General features: G+C 70.6%; 13 protein-coding genes and 7 pseudogenes. 2 read left to right on the forward strand and 18 right to left on the reverse strand.

Features of this window, described 5'->3' with window-relative positions; genetic code table 11:
- Window position 1: 1 nt before the first annotated feature.
- The 10 genes and pseudogenes from serA to L2X98_RS01150 all read right to left on the reverse strand — a co-directional run bounded on the left by serA (window position 2) and on the right by L2X98_RS01150 (window position 10,021).
- Window positions 2–1,607 (reverse strand): annotated as a pseudogene (gene serA / locus L2X98_RS01110) (phosphoglycerate dehydrogenase).
- Window positions 1,608–1,743: 136 nt separating this feature from the next.
- Window positions 1,744–2,109, reverse strand: coding sequence for a hypothetical protein (locus tag L2X98_RS01115; protein WP_259612066.1), 366 nt, complete (start codon window positions 2,107–2,109; stop codon window positions 1,744–1,746).
- Complete coding sequence (locus L2X98_RS01120; protein WP_259612067.1) at window positions 2,106–2,603, reverse strand: DNA polymerase III subunit gamma/tau; 498 nt, start codon at window positions 2,601–2,603, stop codon at window positions 2,106–2,108. Before L2X98_RS01120 ends, L2X98_RS01115 begins: the two co-directional genes overlap by 4 nt.
- Window positions 2,604–2,677: 74 nt before the next feature.
- Window positions 2,678–3,707, reverse strand: a pseudogene (ilvC, locus tag L2X98_RS01125) (ketol-acid reductoisomerase).
- A gap of 33 nt (window positions 3,708–3,740) precedes the next feature.
- A complete protein-coding gene (ilvN, locus tag L2X98_RS01130; protein ID WP_259612068.1) occupies window positions 3,741–4,250 on the reverse strand; it encodes an acetolactate synthase small subunit in 510 nt (169 codons plus the stop codon).
- A gap of 11 nt (window positions 4,251–4,261) precedes the next feature.
- On the reverse strand, window positions 4,262–6,049 hold the full coding sequence (locus L2X98_RS01135; protein ID WP_259613407.1) for an acetolactate synthase large subunit: 1,788 nt from the start codon (window positions 6,047–6,049) through the stop codon (window positions 4,262–4,264).
- 64 nt (window positions 6,050–6,113) lie between these two features.
- A pseudogene (gene ilvD, locus L2X98_RS01140) lies at window positions 6,114–7,819 on the reverse strand (dihydroxy-acid dehydratase).
- A 193-nt stretch (window positions 7,820–8,012) separates the two neighbouring features.
- Window positions 8,013–8,444, reverse strand: a pseudogene (locus L2X98_RS01145) (trehalose-phosphatase); the annotation flags it as partial.
- Window positions 8,426–8,617, reverse strand: a pseudogene (locus tag L2X98_RS19660) (trehalose-phosphatase); the annotation flags it as partial. The pseudogenes L2X98_RS19660 and L2X98_RS01145, both read right to left, overlap by 19 nt.
- Window positions 8,614–10,021: pseudogene (locus tag L2X98_RS01150) on the reverse strand (alpha,alpha-trehalose-phosphate synthase (UDP-forming)). The pseudogenes L2X98_RS19660 and L2X98_RS01150, both read right to left, overlap by 4 nt.
- Before the next feature lie 234 nt (window positions 10,022–10,255).
- Here L2X98_RS01150 and L2X98_RS01155 point away from each other — a divergent pair.
- A complete protein-coding gene (locus L2X98_RS01155) occupies window positions 10,256–10,378 on the forward strand; it encodes a hypothetical protein (protein ID WP_259612069.1) in 123 nt (40 codons plus the stop codon).
- Window positions 10,379–10,386: 8 nt separating this feature from the next.
- On the opposite strand, the gene L2X98_RS01160 is transcribed toward L2X98_RS01155, so the two are convergent.
- From L2X98_RS01160 to L2X98_RS01170, 3 genes are read right to left on the reverse strand one after another with little or no spacing between them, the layout of a single operon-like run.
- A complete protein-coding gene (locus tag L2X98_RS01160) occupies window positions 10,387–11,571 on the reverse strand; it encodes an acetyl-CoA C-acetyltransferase (RefSeq protein WP_259612070.1) in 1,185 nt (394 codons plus the stop codon).
- A complete protein-coding gene (locus L2X98_RS01165; protein WP_259612071.1) occupies window positions 11,568–12,221 on the reverse strand; it encodes a 3-oxoacid CoA-transferase subunit B in 654 nt (217 codons plus the stop codon). Before L2X98_RS01165 ends, L2X98_RS01160 begins: the two co-directional genes overlap by 4 nt.
- Window position 12,222: 1 nt before the next feature.
- Entirely contained in the window at window positions 12,223–13,002 is a 780-nt protein-coding gene (locus L2X98_RS01170; RefSeq protein ID WP_259612072.1) for a CoA transferase subunit A, read from the reverse strand.
- 122 nt (window positions 13,003–13,124) lie between these two features.
- Between L2X98_RS01170 and L2X98_RS01175 the strand changes: the two are divergent.
- Window positions 13,125–13,914 (forward strand): annotated as a pseudogene (locus tag L2X98_RS01175) (IclR family transcriptional regulator).
- A 3-nt stretch (window positions 13,915–13,917) separates the two neighbouring features.
- Here the strand turns inward: L2X98_RS01175 and L2X98_RS01180 are convergent.
- The 5 genes from L2X98_RS01180 to L2X98_RS01200 form a co-directional block, all read right to left on the reverse strand.
- The gene (locus tag L2X98_RS01180; RefSeq protein ID WP_259612073.1) at window positions 13,918–14,610 is read right to left on the reverse strand and encodes an alpha/beta hydrolase; all 693 of its coding nucleotides are present in this window, start codon (window positions 14,608–14,610) and stop codon (window positions 13,918–13,920) included.
- Window positions 14,611–14,818: 208 nt separating this feature from the next.
- On the reverse strand, window positions 14,819–15,571 hold the full coding sequence (locus tag L2X98_RS01185) for a 3-hydroxybutyrate dehydrogenase (RefSeq protein WP_259612074.1): 753 nt from the start codon (window positions 15,569–15,571) through the stop codon (window positions 14,819–14,821).
- On the reverse strand, window positions 15,568–16,254 hold the full coding sequence (locus tag L2X98_RS01190) for a TetR/AcrR family transcriptional regulator (protein ID WP_259612075.1): 687 nt from the start codon (window positions 16,252–16,254) through the stop codon (window positions 15,568–15,570). The genes L2X98_RS01185 and L2X98_RS01190 overlap by 4 nt, the downstream gene beginning before the upstream one ends.
- Window positions 16,251–16,718 carry a class I adenylate-forming enzyme family protein gene (locus L2X98_RS01195; protein WP_354002864.1) on the reverse strand — a complete coding sequence of 156 codons (468 nt, stop codon included), beginning with the start codon at window positions 16,716–16,718 and terminating at the stop codon, window positions 16,251–16,253. Before L2X98_RS01195 ends, L2X98_RS01190 begins: the two co-directional genes overlap by 4 nt.
- The gene (locus L2X98_RS01200; RefSeq protein ID WP_259613408.1) at window positions 16,681–17,811 is read right to left on the reverse strand and encodes a class I adenylate-forming enzyme family protein; all 1,131 of its coding nucleotides are present in this window, start codon (window positions 17,809–17,811) and stop codon (window positions 16,681–16,683) included. The genes L2X98_RS01195 and L2X98_RS01200 overlap by 38 nt, the downstream gene beginning before the upstream one ends.
- Window positions 17,812–17,832: the final 21 nt, after the last annotated feature.

Consider the following 17,832-nt stretch of genomic DNA (forward strand, 5'->3'; position numbering starts at 1 on the left):
CTCAGACCCCGACGATCTCGATCTGGCGCAGCAGGTCGGCGCCGACGGCGTCCTGCATCTTCTCGGTGATCTCCTCGGGCACCGGGGAGTCGACGGTCAGCACCGACAGCGCCCGCCCGTGCGCGTCCGGGTGGGCGACCTGGAGACCGGCGATGTTGATGCCGGTGTCGCCGAGCAGCCGGCCGTAGATGGCGACCACCCCGGGCCGGTCGGCGTACTGCATCACGAGGTGATGCCTGCTCGATCGGGACCTCGATCTCGTAGTCGTCGATGCCGACGATCTTCGGCACCATGCGGGTGCCGGCCAGCGTCCCGGCGACGCTGAGCACGCTGCCGTCGGACAGCGAGCCGCGCAGGATCGTGATGTTCCGGTACAGCGGGCTGTCGGCCTCGACGATCAGCCGGGTCTCGATCCCACGCTGCTCGGCGAACAGCGGCGCGTTCACGTACGAGACGTTCTCGCTGACGATGTTGGTGAAGATCCCCTTCAGCGCCGCCAGCCGGTACACGCTCACGTCGTACGCCGCCAGTTCGCCGCGCACCTCGATGTCCAGGCTGGTCAGGGCGCTCTGCGACAGACCGGTGAAGAACTGCCCGAGCATCTCCACCAGCGCGATGCCGGGACGCACGAACGGGTCGATCACCCCGCCGGCGACGTTGACCGCGTCCGGGACCAGGTCGCCTTCCAGCGCCAGCTTGACCGACCGCGCCACCGAGACGCCGGCCTTCTCCTGCGCCTCGGCGGTGGAGGCACCCAGGTGCGGGGTGACGACCGTGTTGGGCAGGGCGAGCAGGCGCTGCGCCGAGCCGCCGTCGGCGGGGGGCTCGGAGGTGAACACATCCAGCGCTGCCCCCGCGATCACGCCGCCGGCCAGGGCGTCGTGCAGCGCGTCCTCGTCGATCAGCCCGCCGCGTGCGACGTTGACGATGTAGGCGGTCGGCTTCATCAGCGCCAGCTGCTCGGCGCCGATCATGCCCGTGGTCTCGGGCGTCTTGGGCATGTGCACCGTGACGAAGTCGCTCTGGCGCAAGCACCTCGTCCAGCGGCAGGGCTCGACCTGCAGCTTGCTGTGCGCGGGCGGGGGTCAGATACGGGTCGTAGCCGACGACCCGCACGCCGAAGGCGCGCAGCCGCTCGGTGATCAGGCTCCCGATCCGTCCGACGCCGACGATGCCGACCGTCTTCTCGAAGAGCTCGGCGCCGGTGTAGGCGCTGCGCTTCCACTCCCCCGGGCCAGCGAGTCGTTCGCGGCCGGGATGTGCCGGGCCAGGCTCAGCATGTGCGCGATCGTCAGCTCGGCGGCGGAGATGATGTTCGAGGTCGGGGCGTTCACGACCATGACGCCGGCGGTGGTCGCCGCCTTGATGTCCACGTTGTCCAGCCCCACGCCGGCGCGGGCGATCACCCGCAGCTTCGGCGCGGCGGCGATGGCCTCGGCATCCATCTTCGTCGCCGACCGGATCAGCACCGCCTCGGCGTCGGCGAGAGCCGGCAGCAGGGCCGCCCGATCCGCTCCGTCCACATCCCGGATCTCGAAGTCGGGCCCGAGGGCCTCGACGGTCGCGGGTGAGAGCTGTTCGGCAATGAGGACGACGGGCTTGGTCACAAGCAGACCCTTCGGCGGTGGGCCGCGCGCACAGCGCACGACGGCTTCGAGAGTGGGGATGCCGCGCCGCACGCCTTCGGGGCGAGACGCTGCCAGCCTACCGGCATCCGCCGACCGTCCCCGACCGTGTGACGCCTCAGGAGATCAGCGCGTTCGTGTTCAGCACCGAGTACGCGACCACGTTCAGCCAGAACACGGCCACCAGCGCGAGGCCGCTCAGCATGATCAGCACGACCGGGCCGGGCGCGCGCCGGAAGGCGAGCCGGAACCCGGCGACGAACACGATGACGGGGAGCACCGCCGCGAAGATCCACAGGAACCACCCCAAGGCGTTCAGCGGCACATGGATGCCCGCGAAGTACTGCACCGAGGTGATGAGGTTCCCGATCGCGTTCCACACGGCATACGCATAGAACAGCCCGAACAGGCCCACGATGGTGCCCAGCAGCCACACCGGAGTGCGACGGCCGGATGCCGGTGCCGCGGAGGTCGCGTCGGTCATCGCCCCACCATCCCGGTCATGATGAACGGCCACGGCACCAGCAGCACGGCGCCCGCGGCCAGCCACGCGAACCGCAGCCAGGTCGCGCGGGCGCGGGTGAGGGCGAAGACCGTGGCGAACCAGATGATCGGCGCCAGCACCGCCAGCCACCGGCTGCCCTGGAACATCGCGTCGGCCAGCAGCGACTGCGACGTGCCCTGCAGCCGCAGGCCGCCGATGATCCAGCCGACGACGTACAGCGCGTACACGCCGCCGAGCACGCCCAGCCCGATCAGGGTGGCGTTGCCCATCGGCGGAGCGTCGGCCTCGGCCTCGTCGGCGGCGTCCAGTGCATGCGAGACGCCGGTGGTCGCATCGGGGTCGTCGGGGGCGCCGACCGCGTCCGCTCCCCTGCCCTTGGCCTTCCACCCGGGCGGCAGCACCGGGCGCGATGACTCGTCGCCGTCCCACCGGAGAGCCTCGTCATCGTCGAGATGATCCGGACCGGTCGCCATGTGCGCCAGTCTAGGACACGCCCGCATACACGACGGGCCGGGGATCGCTCCCCCGGCCCGTCGGCGGCGATGACTCAGCGCGCGGCGGAGCCGTCCACGTAGTCCTCGTCCTGCTGCTTCCAGGCGAACAGCGCCCGCAGCTCGCGGCCGGTGGCCTCGATCGGGTGCGACTCGCCCTTCTTGCGCAAGCTCGAGGAACTCGGGGGCCCCGGCATCCTGGTCCGCGATGAACCGCTCGGCGAACGCGCCGGACTGGATGTCGCCCAGGACCGCCTGCATGTTCTCCTTCACGTGCGGGTCGATCACGCGCGGCCCGGACACGTAGTCGCCGTACTCGGCGGTGTCGGACACGCTCCAGCGCTGCTTGGCGATGCCGCCCTCCCAGATCAGGTCGACGATCAGCTTCATCTCGTGCAGCACCTCGAAGTAGGCGATCTGCGGCTGGTACCCGGCCTCGACCAGCGTCTCGAAGCCGTACTGGATCAGCTGCGACACGCCGCCGCACAGCACGGCCTGCTCGCCGAACAGGTCGGTCTCGGTCTCTTCGGTGAACGTCGTCTTGATGCCGCCGGCGCGCAGGCCGCCGATCGCCTTGGCGTACGACCAGGTGGTGTCCCAGGCATGCCCGGACGCGTCCTTCTCGACCGCGGCGATGACCGGCACGCCGCGGCCGGCCTCGTATTCGCGACGTACGGTGTGGCCGGGGCCCTTGGGCGCGACCATGACGACGTCCACGCCCTCGGGGGCCTGGATGTACCCGAAGCGGATGTTGAAGCCGTGCGCGAAGAGCAGGGTCTTGCCCTCGGTCAGGTGGTCCTTGATCGAGTCGGCGAAGATGCCGCGCTGGTGCTGGTCCGGCGCGAGGATGACGATCACGTCGGCCCAGTCGGTCGCGTCGGCGACCGTCTTGACCTCGAACCCGGCCTCCTCGGCCTTCTGGATCGACTTCGACCCCTCCTTGAGGGCGATGACGACCTGGACGCCCGAATCGCGCAGGTTCAGCGCGTGGGCGTGGCCCTGGGAGCCATAGCCGACGATCGCGACCTTCTTGCCCTGGATGATGGACAGGTCGGCGTCGGCGTCGTGGAAGATCTCGGTGCTCACTTGGTGTTTCTCCTTCGTAATGGGATGGATGTCTCAGCCGCGCAGGACGCGTTCGGTGATGCTCTTGCCGCCGCGGCCGATCGCCAGCAGCCCGGACTGGGCCAGCTCCTTGATGCCGAACGGCTCCAGCGCGTGCAGGAAGGCCTCGATCTTGCCCTGGTCGCCGGTGACCTCGACCACGAGCGCGTCGGGCGCGTAGTCGACCACCGAGGCGCGGAACAGGTTCACCACCTCGAGCACGTTCGACCGGTTCGCGTTGTCGGCGCGCACCTTGATCAGCACGTGCTCGCGCTGGACGGACGCCTGCGGCTCGAGCTCGACGATCTTGATGACGTTCACCAGCTTGTTCAGCTGCTTGGTCACCTGCTCCAGCGGCTGCTCCTCCACGTCGACCACGACGGTGATGCGGCTCAGTCCGCGCACCTCGGTGACGCCTACGGCGAGCGAGGCGATGTTGAAGCCGCGGCGGGCGAAGAGCCCGGCGACGCGGGTCAGCAGACCCGGCTTGTCCTCCACCAGGAGGCTCAGCACGTGATTGGGCATGTCGCTCCCCCTCAGTCTTCCTGGTCGAACGCCGGCGCGTGCTCGAGCGCGTATTGGATGTAGCTGTTGCTGACGCCCTGCGGCACCATCGGCCAGACCATGGCGTCGGCGCTGACGACGAAGTCGATCACCACCGGGCGGTCGTTGGTCTCCAGCGCCTTCGTGATCGCGGCATCCACGTCCTCGGGCCTCTCCACGCGGATCGCCAGCGCGCCATATGCCTCGGCCAGCTTCACGAAGTCGGGGATGCGCACGGTGCCGTGGCCCGTGTTCAGGTCGGTGTTCGAGTGGCGCCCGTCGTAGAACAGGGTCTGCCACTGGCGCACCATGCCCAGCGACGAGTTGTTGATGATCGCGACCTTGATCGGGATGTCGTTGATCGTGCAGGTGGCCAGCTCCTGATTCGTCATCTGGAAGCAGCCGTCGCCGTCGATCGCCCAGACCACGCGATCCGGCTCGGCGACCTTGGCCCCCATGGCGGCGGGGACCGAGTAGCCCATCGTGCCGGCGCCGCCCGAATTCAGCCAGGAGTTCGGCCGCTCGTACTTGATGAACTGGGCCGCCCACATCTGGTGCTGGCCGACTCCGGCCGCATACACGGCCTCGGGCCCGGTCAGCTCGCCGATCCGCTGGATCACGTGCTGGGGCGAGAGCAGCCCGTCGCTGGTCGGGGCGAACCCGAGCGGGAACTCCTCGAGCAGTCCGTCCAGGTAGGACCACCACTCCTCGATGTCCGGGCCCTCGGATGCCGCGGCCCCGCGGAAGGCGACCTCCAGATCGACCAGCACGTCCTTCAGATCGCCCACGATCGGCACGTCGGCGATGCGGATCTTCGAGATCTCCGCGGGGTCGATGTCGACGTGGACGACCTTGGCGTTCGGCGCGAACAGCGCGGCCTTGCCGGTCACGCGGTCATCGAACCGCGCGCCCAGCGCGAGGATCAGGTCGGACTCCTGCAGGGCGAGCACCGCCGGCACGGTCCCGTGCATGCCCGGCATGCCCAGGTGCTGCCGGTGCGAATCCGGGAAGGCGCCGCGTGCCATCAGCGTGGTCACGACCGGCGCGCCGGTGGACTCGGCGAGCGTGCGCAACTCGTCCGCCGCGCCGGCGCGGATCACGCCGCCGCCCACGTACAGCACGGGCTTGCGCGACTCGGCCAGCAGCCGTGCGGCGGCCTGGATCTGCTTGCCGTGCGCCTTGGTGACCGGACGATAGCCGGGCAGGTCGACCTTCGGCGGCCAGATGAACGGCGCCTCGGCCTGCTGGGCGTCCTTGGTGATGTCCACGAGCACCGGTCCGGGCCGGCCGGTCGAGGCGATCTCGTAGGCGGCGGCCAGGGCACCGGGGATGTCCTCGGCGCGCTTGACCAGGAACGAGTGCTTGGTCACCGGCATGGTGATGCCGACGATGTCGGCCTCCTGGAACGCGTCGGTGCCCATCAGGGTGCTGAACACCTGGCCGGTGATGGCCAGCATCGGCACCGAGTCCATGTAGGCGTCGGCGATGGCGGTGACCAGGTTGGTCGCGCCGGGGCCGGAGGTCGCGATGGCGACGCCCACCTTGCCCGACGCCGACGCGTACCCTTCGGCCGCGTGGCCGGCGCCCTGCTCGTGGCGGACCAGGATGTGGCGGATCTCGGACGTGTCCATCAGCGGGTCGTACACCGGGAGGATCGCTCCCCCGGGCAGGCCGAACACGTCCGTGACGCCGAGCAGTTCGAGTGAGCGCACGACGGCTTGCCGCCCCGGTGAGCACGGGGGCGGATGCGGTGCGGGCGGGCGGCCGGGGCACGGCCGCAGCAGTGTCTGCGGGCATGGTGATGATTCCTCGATTGATCGGGCTCGCAGGGGATCGAAACGGCCGTCACCCCGTGACGGCGCCCTGCGCGGCAGAGTGCACGAGCTTGGAGTACTTGGCCAGGACACCTCGGGTATAGCGCGGTTCCAGTGGCTCCCATCCCACCTTGCGGGAGCTCAACTCGGGCTCATCGACGAGTAGGTCGAGAGTGCGAGCCGCGATATCGACCCGTATCAGATCACCATCGCGCACCAGGGCCACGGGACCAGCGTCCACTGCCTCAGGTGCTATATGGCCGATGCACAGGCCGGTTGTGCCGCCGGAGAATCGACCGTCCGTCAAGAGTAGTACATCCCGGCCGAGGCCCGCGCCCTTGATGGCCGCGGTGATCGCCAGCATCTCGCGCATCCCCGGGCCGCCCTTGGGCCCTTCGTACCGGATCACGACCACGTCCCCGGGGGCGATCCGCCCGGCTTCCAGCGCGTCCATGGCCTGGCGCTCGCGCTCGAACACGCGCGCCGGTCCCTCGAACACGGCGGCGTCGAATCCGGCGGTCTTGACGACGGCGCCGTCGGGTGCGAGCGAGCCGTGCAGGATGGTCAGTCCCCCGGTGGCGTGGATGGGGTCGTCGAAGGAGTGGATGACGGTCCCGTCGACCGGGTCCGGGTTCAGTGCGCGCAGGTTCTCGGCGAGCGTCTTTCCGGTGACGGTCAGCGCGTCGCCGTGCAGCAGCCCTCGTCGAGCATGGCCTTCATGATCACGGGGATGCCGCCGTGACGGTCGACGTCGTTCATCACGAACTGTCCGTACGGCTTCATGTCGGCCACGTGCGGCACCTCGTCGCCGATCCGGTTGAAATCGTGCAGGCTCAGCTCGACCCCGGCCTCGTGGGCGATCGCCAGCAGGTGCAGCACCACGTTCGTCGAGCCGCCCAGCGCCATGGCCAGCGCGATGGCGTTCTCGAACGCCTCGATCGTGAGGATGTCGCGGGTGGTGATGCCCTGACGCAGCAGGTTCACGACCGCCTCGCCGGATCGATGGGCGAACGCGTCCCGGCGTCGGTCGGCCGACGGCGGGGCCGCCGACCCCGGCAGGCTGAGCCCCAGCGCCTCGGCGACCGAGGCCATGGTGTTCGCGGTGTACATGCCGCCGCACGCGCCCTCGCCGGGAGCGAACGAGCACTCGATCCGCTTCAGATCGGCTTCGCTCATCCGGCCGGACAGGCACGCGCCCACGCCCTCGAACGAGTCGATGATCGTGATCTCCTTCTCGGTCCCGTCGGAGAGCTTGACCCATCCCGGGGCGATCGAGCCGGCGTAGAGGAAGACGCTGGACAGATCCAGCCGCGCCGAGGCCATCAGCATCCCGGGGATGGACTTGTCGCACCCGGCCAGCAGGACGGTGCCGTCCAGCCGCTCCGCCATCACGACCGTCTCGACCGAGTCGGCGATGACCTCGCGCGAGACCAGGGAGAAGTGCATGCCCTCGTGGCCCATCGAGATGCCGTCCGACACCGAGATCGTGCCGAACTGGAGCGGGTAGCCGCCGCCGGCGTGCACCCCCTCTTTGGCGCCCTGGGCCAGCCGGTCCAGGCTCAGGTTGCACGGGGTGATCTCGTTCCAGCTGGAGGCGATCCCGATCTGCGGCTTGTCCCAGTCCTCGTCCCCCATCCCGACGCCGCGGAGCATGCCGCGGGAGGTGGTGGCTTCGATCCCGTCGGTGACGACGCGACTGCGGGGTTTGATGTCGATCGGGTTCTCGGCGGCAGACATGGTCGCAGTCTATTCCGGGCGGGAACCGCGTCGCCGCGCGAGCTCGGACAGGAAGGCCGCGAACGCGGGGATGTCGGGCAGGCACGACCGAGGCGGCCGTGGCCTGACCGGTGCCGATGTGCACGCCCACGTCGTCGGGGCCGAGGCTGCCCAGCGCATCCTCGTCGGTGACGTCGTCGCCGGCGAACAGTGCCGTGTCGGCGCCCGTGAGCTCGCGCAGGTGGGCGACCGCGGTGTCCTTGCCCTCGTGCCGGAACGCGTACTCCACGATGTTGTGCCCGGTCCGCCGGCGCCAGTGCGGGGCACCGGCGGCCACGATCGCGTCGACGGCGTCGTTCGCGGTGCGCGCGTCGTCCGGTGCCGCCGTGCGGCTGTGCACCCCGAAGCCGAAGGTCTTCGGCTCGACGACGACCCCGGCCAGGTGGCGCACGGCCTCCTCCGCGGCCGCGCGCAGCCGGTCGCGGAGCACGATGTCCTCCGCCGATTCAGTCGGCTCGAGCAGGCCGTCGGCCGGCGTCCAGTACTCCGCCCCGTGCGAGCCGGCCAGCAGGATGGCCGCATCATCCCGATGCTCGGCGATGACGCGCAGATCCGACAGGCTGCGCCCGACACCAGGGCGACCCAGGTGTCGGCCAGAGCGACCAGTGCCTGCAGCGCCCGACGCGCCTCGGGCAGCATCCGGGCCGCCATCGGATCGTCCTCCAGCGGCGAGAGAGTGCCGTCGAAATCGAGGGCGATCAGCAGCCGGGGTGCCGCCGCCAGCCGCTCGAGCGCGTGCTCTGCGGCATCCCCGCTCATCGGTCGTTCGCCTTGCGCGCCTGGTCCAGCGCCGCGAGGAAGTCACGGGACCACGCGTTCACGTCGTGCTCGAGCACGCGTCGACGCAGCTTGCGCATCCGCCGTCCCTGCTCGGCTCGCGGCATGTCCACCGCCTGCATGATCGAGTCCTTGAGCCCCTCGATGTCGTGCGGGTTGATGCGCAGCGCGCTGCCGAGCTCGTCGGAGGCGCCGGTGAACTCGCTGAGCACGAGCACTCCGCGGTTGTCGGTGCGGGCGGCGACGTACTCCTTGGCGACCAGGTTCATCCCGTCGCGCAGCGCGGTGACCAGCATGACGTCGGCGGCCAGGAACAGGGCCACCATCTCCTCCCGCGGAAAGGTCTGGTGCAGGTAGCGGATGGCGGTGTGCCCCATGGTGTCGTAGCTGCCGGTGATCCGTCCCACGGTCCGCTCGATCTCGTCGCGCAGCTGCATGTAGGCGGCCACCCGTTCGCGGCTGGGACTGGCCACCTGCACGAGGGTGGCGCGCTCTACCGACAGGCGCCCGTCGCTGAGCAGCTCGCCGAACGCCTTCATCCGGTGGCGGATCCCCTTGGTGTAGTCGAGGCGATCCACGCCCAGCAGGATCTTCTCCGGGTTGCCCAGCTCCTCGCGGATCTGGACGGCGCGGGCCTGGATGTCGGGGCGGGCCGCCATCTCGATGTACGTGGACGAGTCGATCGAGATCGGGAAAGCCTTCGCCAGGGCGATGCGCGTCGTCCCGTCCTCCTGCGGGATCCGGATGCCGGAGGCCCGGGTCTCGTAGCGCAAGCTGGCGATGCACGGCCCGGGCGAAGTTGCTGGCGTCGGCCGTCCGCTGGAATCCGATCACGTCGGCCCCGAGCAGGCCCTCGACCACCTGGCGCCGCCACGGAAGCTGCGAGAACAGTCCGTATGCCGGAAACGGAATGTGATGGAAGTAACCGATCGTCAGGTCGGGCCGGCGCTCTCGGATCATCTGCGGCACGAGCTCGAGCTGGTAGTCCTGCACCCACACCGTCGCGTTCTGGGCGGCGACCGCCGCCGCCGCGTCGGCGAACCGGCTGTTCACGTCCACGTAGGCGTTCCACCACTCCCGCCGATAGCGGGGCGGCGAGATCACATCGTGGTAGAGGGGCCAGATGGTGTCGTTGGCGAAGCCCTCGTAGTACAGCTGGACATCCTGGGCGCTCAGCGTCACCGGCACCAGATGCATGCCGTCGAAGTCGAACTCGTCGGCCTTCAGCCCGGCCTGTCCCGGCCAGCCGACCCACGCGCCGTCCACGCGCCGCATCACCGGCTCGAGCGCCGTCACCAGGCCGCCGGGAGAGGGCCGCCAGCCGCCGGCCTCGTCGCGATCGACGGGAAGACGATTGGCGACGACGACGAGTTCGGCTTGCGTCATGTCAGCCCCTGCTTTCGGATCGCGACTGCGCTCCCAGGCTAACAGCGCCGACGCGCGTGCGCCCGGGGAAGACGCGGCGCGGATCGCGCGCTAGCGTGGAGGGATGCGCAAGTACGTCTTCGGCACAGGGATCATCGCGGCCGTGACCAGCGGCATGACGCTCGCCGAGCACTGCGTGAGCACGAGCCCTTCACCTGGCGCACCGCCCTGGCCTGGCTCAGCTGGGGGATCACCGTGGCGCTGGCGATCGGATCGATCGTGGACATCCGTCGCGCCGGCACCGGACATCTGGTGCCGCCCGACTCCCCCGTCTCAGGGCACGAGAAGAAGTATCTGAAGGAACACCTCGAGCGCTGAGCCGGGCGTCAGCGGGTGAGGATCAGCGCGTCGCCCTGACCGCCGCCGCCGCACAGGGCCACCGCGGCGGTCCCGCTGCCGCGGCGCACCAGTTCGTGCACCATGTGCACCACCAGCCGGTTGCCGCTGGCGCCGATCGGGTGGCCGATGGCGATGCCGCCGCCGTGGATGTTGACGATGTCATCCGAGAGGCCGAGCTCGCGCTGGGACCGCGCCACGACCGCGCCGAACGCCTCGTTGATCTCGACCACGTCCAGGTCGGACACCGCGATGCCCTGCTTGTCCACCGCCTTCTGGATGGCCCGGGCCGGCTGGGCGTGCAGCGAGTTGTCCGGTCCGGCGACCTGGCCGCTGGCGCCCACGACCGCCAGCACCGGCCAGCCGTTCGCGTCCGCGTGCGAGCGGGTCGTCAGCACGACCGCCGAGGCGCCGTCGGAGATCTGCGACGAGTTGCCCGCGGTGATCGACCCGCCCTCGGCGAAGGCCGGGCGCAGCGACGCCAGCGATTCCACCGTGGTCTCGGGCCGGATGCCCTCGTCCTGCGTCGCGGTCGTGGTCGCTCCGCGCCGCCCGGGGACGGTCACCTCGACGATCTCATCGGCGAAGACCCCGGCATCCCATGCGGCGGCCGCGCGCTGGTGCGAGCGGGCCGCGACCGCATCCTGCTGCGCGCGGGTGACCTCGTACTTGTCGTTCAGCCGCTCGGTCGAGGCGCCCATGCTCTCCTCGTCGTACGCGTCCGTGAGCCCGTCGTACGCCATGTGGTCGAGCACCTCGATCGTGCCGTAGGCGTAGCCTTCGCGCGACCCCATCAGCAGGTGCGGCGCGCGGGTCATCGACTCCATGCCGGCGGCCACGACCACGGTCGCATCGCCCACCCGCAGCATCCGCGCCCCGTCGATGATCGCGGTCAGCCCGGACAGGCAGACCTTGTTCACCGATCCGGCGTGCACATCCCAGCCGATGCCGGCGCCGACCGCCGCCTGCCGGGCGGGATTCTGCCCGGATCCGGCAGTCGAGCACCTGGCCGACCAGCACCGCGTCCACGGCCGTGGCCGGGATGCCGCCCTTCTGCAGCGCCCCGCGATCGCGGCGCTGCCCAGTTGCACGGCGGTCAGCGGTGCCAGCTGGCCCTTCAGACGCCCCTGCGGCGTGCGCGCCGCGGCGACGATGACGACGTCGTCCATGTTCATGCCCTCACTGTAAGGTCGGCCGAGACGGTGAGCTCCGGTTCGGTGGCGGCGATCACATCTTCCACGCTCACCCCGGGCGCGGTCTCGACCAGGACGAGGCCGGAATCGGTGACGTCGATGACGGCGAGATCGGTGATGATGCGGTCCACGACCCCTTTGCCGGTCAGGGGCAGCGAGCATTCGTCGACGATCTTGGGCGAGCCGTCCTTGGCGACGTGCTCCATCAGCACGATCAGCGTGCCGGCGCCGTGCACCAGGTCCATGGCCCCGCCGGGGCCCTTGACCATCTTGCCGGGGATCATCCAGTTGGCCAGGTCGCCGCGGCGCGACACCTGCATCGCCCCGAGGATGGCCGTGTCGATCTTGCCGCCGCGGATCATCCCGAAGCTGGTGGCCGAATCGAAGAAGGACGCACCGGGCAGGAGCGTCACGGTCTCCTTCCCGGCGTTGATCAGGTCGGGGTCGACGTCCTCCTCGGTCGGGTACGGTCCGACGCCGAGGATGCCGTTCTCGGACTGGAGCACGAGCGTGACGCCCGCGGGGACGTAGTTGGGCACGAGGGTGGGCATGCCGATTCCGAGGTTCACGTACGCGCCGTCGGGCAGCTCCGCCGCGGCGCGGGCCGCCATCTGCTGTCGGGTCAGTGCCATGTCATGCTCCTTCCGCGGGTGCGGCGACGGTGCGCCGCTCGATCCGCTTCTCGATGTCGGGTCCGACCTCCACGATGCGGTGGACGTAGATGCCGGGCAGGTGGACGGCATCGGCGTCCAGCTCACCGGGCTCGACGAGCTCTTCGACCTGCGCGATGCAGATGCGCCCGGACATCGCCGCGAGCGGGTTGAAGTTGCGCGCGGCCTTGTTGAACACGAGGTTGCCGTGCCGATCGCCGCGCGCGGCGTGCACGAGCGCATAGTCGGCGACGATGGCGTCCTCGAGCACGAACTCGCGCGCACGCCCGCCGATGGTGAACGTCCGGGTCTCCTTCACCGGGGATGCCACGGCGATGCCGCCGTGGCCGTCGTAGCGCCGCGGGAGCCCGCCCTCGGCGACCTGGGTGCCGACGCCGGTGGGCGTGTAGAAGGCGGCGATCCCGGCACCGCCGGCCCGCAGCTTCTCGGCGAGCGTGCCCTGCGGGGTGAGCTCGAGCTCGAGGTCGCCCTCCAGGAACTGCCGTTCGAACTCCTTGTTCTCACCGACGTACGACGAGGTCATCTTCCGGATGCGCCGCGCGTTCAACAGGATTCCCAGACCCCAGTCATCCACCCCGCAGTTGTTCGAGACGATCGACAGATCGCGGGTGCCCTGCGCGAGCAGCGCCTCGATCAGGGTCATCGGATTGCCGCTGAGCCCGAAGCCGCCGACGGCGATCGTCGCCGAGTCCGGGATGTCTGCCACCGCGTGCGCGGCGTCGGCCACCTGCTTGTCGATCACACGGACCTCCTTCGTCCTGCGATGCCGCCGTCGGCACCGCGCCCGCTCTCCATGTTCGTCCTCGTCCGGCGCGCGCGCATCCCCACGTTTGCGATGTGGATAGCCCGGCCTCTAGTGTTCATATCGTGGACACCCGGACGACCGTTCCCGGCGCGCAGGCCATCGCCCGCGCCGCGTCGCTGCTGCGTCTGGTGACGGCATCGGCCGCCCACGGCCTGACGGTGAGCGAGCTCGCCCGCCGCGCCGAGCTCACGCGCCCGACCACGCACCGTCTCCTCACGGCGCTGCGACGCGAGGGGCTGGTCGACCAGGACGAGCGGACCGGCATGTGGATGCCGGGGCCCGAGCTGTATCTGATGGGCAGCGTCGCCGCCGCCCGCTATGACATCACCGAGATCGGGCGGGACATCGTCCGTTCGCTGGCCGTGCGCACCGAGGAGAGCGCGTTCCTCTCGGCGCGGCGCGGTGACGAGACCGTCTGCCTGGTCAACGAGGAGGGCAGCTTCCCGATCCGCTCGTTCGTCCTGAGCGAGGGCGTGCGCTTCCCGTTGGGCGTCGCGTCGGCGGGGCTGGCGATCCTGTCGTTCCTGCCGCCCCACGATGTGGACGCGTACTTCGAGCGGCATCCCGAGCTGGCGCAACGGTGGGGCGCCGCGCACGGCGAGAAGCGGCTTGCGCCGCCGGCTGGGCGAGACCCAGGAGCGAGGCTATTCGGTCAACCCGGGCCTGATCGTCGAGGGCAGCTACGGCATCGGGGCGGCGGTGTTCTCCCGCGAGGGCGCGCCGCAGTGGGCGCTGAGCCTGACCGGGGTGCAGTTCCGGTTCGGCCCGGACCGCCTGCCCGAACTCGGCCGCACACTGCTCGCCCACGCGCACCAGCTCACCTCCCGGATCGCCTCGGCGCGGCGCTGACCGTCATCGGCCCGCGGCATCCTCGATCGCGTCGGCGATCAGCGGGGCGACCGCATCCGCGCCGGCCGGCGACATCACGACCGTGTAGTGGTTGAACTCCTCGCGCCGCGTGTGGGCCACTCCCGGATGCGCGGCCAGCACCTGCTCCAGATGTGCGGGGCTGTACAGTCCCGGCGGCTCGTTCTGCAGCCCGCGGGGCACGGTCACCAGCCGTGTCGGCGGGCCGGGTGCGGCGAGGGCGGCCGGCAGCGCGGTGCCGGTGTTCATGTCGACCGTGTCGTCCACGACCGTGCGATAGGCGGTGGCGGGCGAGAGCGACCCGCGCCCGTTGTCGACCAGATCGTAGGCCAGATACTGTTCGAGCTCCGCCGTCCAGTCCTCGGCGAACGCCGGATGCGCCCGCCAGAAGTCGAGGTACTCCGCCGTCGAGGCGAACGTCATGTCCAGCCGGGCCGCGGTCGGACCGAGGATATGTGCCACGAGCGCCTGCGGGTCCAGACCCGCCGGCACGTCCAGCGGCATTCCGCCGTCGATGAGCACGAGCTCGGCGACCCGGTCGGGGTGCAGGTGGGCGAACACCACTGCGACGAAGGCGCCCATCGAGTGCCCGACCACGACCGTGCGCGCGACGCCGAGGTGATCCAGCACCGCAGCCAGATCGGCGGCGTGGGCCGCCATCCCGGCCGGCCCCTGCACCGTGCGCTCCGGCCGCGACCGCGCAGATCGGGGGCGATCAGACGCACGCCGGGCAGCCGGTCGGCCACGAACGGCCAGGCCAGATGCGAGGCGGTCACCCCGTGCACCAGCAGAGCGGTGGGCGCGTCCGGGGCGTCGGCCTCCCAGATGCCGACGCGCAGGCATCCCCCGTCGACGGGAACGTCGATCGTGGTGCGGGTGCGGACGCTCACCGGGCGGTCCATCCGCCGTCGATGGTGTACGAGGCGCCGGTGACCATGCCGGCGGTGTCCCCGACCAGCCAGCCGACCAGGGATGCGACCTCTTCCGGCTCGACCAGCCGTTTGACGGCCGTCTCGGTGAGCATGATCTTCTCCACCACCTCGGATTCCGGGATGCCGTGGGTGCGCGCCTGGTCGGAGATCTGCTTCTGCACCAGTGCGGTGCGCACGTACGACGGGTTCACGCAGTTGCTGGTCACGCCGTGCTCGGCGCCCTCCAGCGCGGTGACCTTCGACAGCCCCTCCAGACCGTGCTTGGCGGTGACGTAGGCGACCTTGAACGGGCTGGCGCGCAGTCCGTGCGCGCTGGAGATGTTGACGATGCGCCCCCAGCCGCGCGCGTACATGCCCGGCAGCACCGCGCGGATCAGCAGGAACGGCGACTCGAGCATGAGCCGCTGGATCAGCCGGAAGGTGTCGGGGTCGAAGTCGGCGATCGGCGCCACCCGCTGGATGCCCGCGTTGTTCACGAGGATGTCGGCGTCCAGCGAGATCTCGTCCAGCGCGCGCGTGTCGGACAGGTCGACGGCCCAGGCCTCGCCGCCGATCTCGGATGCCGCGGCCTGCGCCGCTTCGGCATCGAGGTCGGCGACCACGACGTGGGCGCCCCGCGCGGCCAGTTCCCGCGCGCAGGCCAGGCCGATGCCGCCGGCGCCGCCGGTGACGATCGCGCGCCGATCCTTCAGATCGTGCTGGGTCATGGCGTGTCCCCTTCTGTCCGGGCGCTGCGGGGTGCGAGCGCGTTGTGGATGAATCGCATCATGTCCTCGAAGACGTCGTCCGGCAGCTGATCCGGTCCGTGTCCGTCGGCGTCGCGCTCCCACAGCAGGAAGCGCATGCCGATCAGCTCGCCCATGCCCATCAGCGCCCAGGCGCTGACGCCCGGGTCCAGGGCGGGATCGATGTCGCCCACCTCCTGCGCACGACGCAGGCCCTGCTCGTACCCTTCGACGATGCGGGTGTAGTGCAGCCGCAGCATCTCGGGTGAGACGAACTCGGCCTCCCGCACGATCCGGTAGAGGGCCGGGTGGGCGGCGGTGAAGCGGAAGAACCCGGCGAAGCCGGCCCGCTCCGCGTCCAGGCGGCTCCCGGCATCCGCCATGGCCTGTGCCATCGAGTGGCGCACACGCTGGTTCAGGTCGACCACCAGGTCCTCGAAGATCTTCTTCTTGCTGTCGAAGTAGAGGTAGAAGGTCCCGAGGCCGATACCGGCGCGCTCGGTGATCTTGACGATGGATGCCTCGTGGTACCCCTGCGCGGCGAACACCTCCTCCGCGGCCTCCAGCAGCCGGCGGCGGGTGGCCTCGCCGCGCTTGGTCAGCGGTCGGCCGGTGGCCGGCGAGACGTTCTCCACCGGCAGGACCTGCTCGTCGTTCATGGTCATGGGGCTCCCTCCGCCACCAGGTCGAGCGCGCGTTCGCGCAGCCGCGACCGGGCGAGCTTGTCGATCGCCGAGCGCGGCAGCGTCTCGACGATCTCGATCCGGACCGGCACCTTGAAGGCGGCCAGCCGCGCGCGGGCATGGGCGAACAGCTCATCGGGCGCGCACTGCGCGCCGTCGACCAGTTCGACGAAGGCCACGCCGCGCTCACCCCACACCCGGTCGGGCACGCCCACGACCGACGCGGCGGCCACGAGCGGATGCGTGCACAGCGCGCGCTCCACCTCGGCGGGTGCGATGTTCTCGCCGCCGGAGATGTAGATGTCCTTCAGGCGGTCGATCACGCGATAGGCGCCGTCGGCATCGCGACGCACCAGGTCGCCGCTGCGCAGCCACCCGGCCCGCAGCGCCCGGGATGTGGCCGCCTGATCACCGAGGTAGCCGGCGAACACGCTCGGGCCGTGCACCCACAGCTCTCCCGTCGCCTCGCCGTCCAGGACGAGCCCGCTCTCCACGTCTCGCAGCTTGCACGTCCACGTGCGGATAGGGCCGTCCCACGGTGCCCACGCCGCCCCCGCCGGGCGCGACGGTGAGCACGTTGGGCGCGGCCTCGGTCAATCCGTACCCCTGCAGCAGCTCGACGCCGCGTCCGGCCCAGGCGTCGAACAGGTCGGGGGCCATCATCGCGCCGCCGACCTGCGCGATCCGCAGGCTCGACAAGTCACTGGAGGCGAACCGCGGGTCGTCGGCGAGCAGCCGGTACTGGGTGGGCACGCCCATCAGGGCCGTGATCCGGCGGTCCTCGATCAGGTGCAGCACCCGATCGGGCTGGAATGAGCGCTCCAGCACGACGGTGGCGCCGGTCCACCAGGCCAGCAGCGGCTGCACGTTCCAGGCGGCGACATGGAATTGCGGCAGCATCCCGAGGACCACGTCCTGCGCCGTCAGCTGCAGCACTCCCGACAGCGCCAGGTTGTTCCAGAAGCAGTTCGCGTGGGTGAGCATCACCCCCTTGGGCATGCCCTCGCTGCCGGAGGTGAAGATCACGACCGCGACGTCGTCGTCGCGCACGTGCAGGCGTGCGGCGGGCGGGCCGAACCGCGGCAGTCGCGCGGGCGTGCGGGTCTCGACCCCGGTAACCCCGAGCATCGCGACCGGCGCGGGTCGCCGCATCCGGTCGCGTGCGTCTGCGGCCAGTCCCGCGTAGTCCTCTTCGATCAGCAGCAGGTGGGGCGCCGCCCGATCCAGCACGGGGGCCAGTTCGCCGGCGGTGAGGCGCCACGACAGCGGAATGAACGCGATGCCGGTCTGCGCGCACGCGAAGAACGCGACGACGTGGTCGATCGAGTTGCCCGAGACCGTCGCGATGCGATCGCCCGGGCGATACCCGGCATCCCGCAGCCGCTCGGCCAGTGCCGCCACGCGCTGCTGCAGTCGCCCGTACGTGATCGTCACGCCGCGGTCATCGATCGCGATCGCCGCCGGCGTCGCGTCGGCGCGGTCGTCCAGCCACCGGCCGATCGTGTGCGGCTCGTCGGCGGGCTCGAGCATCCCGTCCATCGCGGTCACGACGGCACCTGC

Source organism: Microbacterium elymi (assembly GCF_021582895.2).
Classification (GTDB): domain Bacteria; phylum Actinomycetota; class Actinomycetes; order Actinomycetales; family Microbacteriaceae; genus Microbacterium; species Microbacterium humicola.